Genomic DNA, 1,104 nt, shown 5'->3' with positions numbered 1-1,104 from the left:
CAATGCCGTGTAGTTAAGCGTGTGTGAGTGGAGTCAAGACCACTCGAAATAGACACGGAGCTCCTGCTAGAACGGTGTCGACCAAGATCACTGTTCGGTGCAGGAGCTCCGTTGGAAGCCAAGTCTGTCATCAACCGCACCCTCGTGGTGGCATCGGGCGCCTTCGCCCCCGGCCATCTGGGAGAACTGACACAACTGCTGCCCTTCGAGATGGTCGATGAGGCGCTGCGGCAGACCGGCCGGGTGCAGCGGCGGATACGGGACCTCCCCTCCCGGGTGGCCGTCTACCTGGTGCTGGCCGGCGCGTTGTTTCCCGAGCTGGGCTGGCAGCAGGTATGGCAGCGGCTGACGGCGGGGCTGAGTGGCCTGTCCATCGCCTCCCCTACCGGCGCGGCCATGGCCCAGGCGCGCAGACGCCTCACCGCAGCCCCCATACGCTGGCTGCTGGAGCTGTTACGCGGTCCGGCGGCCGGTATCGCCACCCCCGGCACCCGCTGGCACGGAATGCTGGTCTGCGCGATCGACGGCACCGTCATGAGCGTGCCCGACAGCCTCGCGAACCTGACCGTCTACCCCAAGCAGCGCGGCAACCACGGCGGTGCCGGTTATCCGGCGCTGCGCCTGCTGACCCTGCTCGCCTGCGGCACCCGTACCCTGCTGGATGCGGTCGTCGCCCCGGCCTCGACCGGCGAGACCACCCTGGCACCGCGCCTGCTGGGGAGCCTGCACCACGGCATGATCGTGTTGCTGGACCGCAACTTCGCCGTCAACACCCTGATCAAAGACATCGCCGCCACCGGCGCCCACGTCCTGGTCCGGGTCAAAAACGGCCGCCGCCTTCCCCTCCTGGCCCGGTGTCATGACGGCTCCTACCTGTCCATCCTGGGGCCAACCCCCGTCCGCGTCATCGACGCCGCCATCACCGTCACCACCCGGGCGGGGCAGCGCACCGCCACCTACCGCCTCATCACCACCCTGACCGACTCCCACCGCCATCCCGCAGCCGACCTGCTGGCCCTCTACCACCAGCGCTGGGAGATCGAGACCGCCTATTTGGAGATCAAATCCACCATCCTGGGCGGACGAGTCCTGCGCGCCCGCACC

At 68.3% G+C, this 1,104-nt stretch carries 1 protein-coding gene; it reads left to right on the top strand.

Annotated elements, in window-relative coordinates; translation table 11 throughout:
• Positions 1-111: 111 nt before the first annotated feature.
• Positions 112-1,104: IS4 family transposase (locus ABGA98_RS45645; RefSeq protein ID WP_347624744.1), on the top strand; the 993-nt coding region annotated here is incomplete at its 3' end.

The organism is Nonomuraea sp. B1E8 (genome assembly GCF_039871515.1).
In the GTDB taxonomy this organism is placed as follows: domain Bacteria; phylum Actinomycetota; class Actinomycetes; order Streptosporangiales; family Streptosporangiaceae; genus Nonomuraea.
This window is presented reverse-complemented; position numbering and strand designations above follow the sequence as displayed.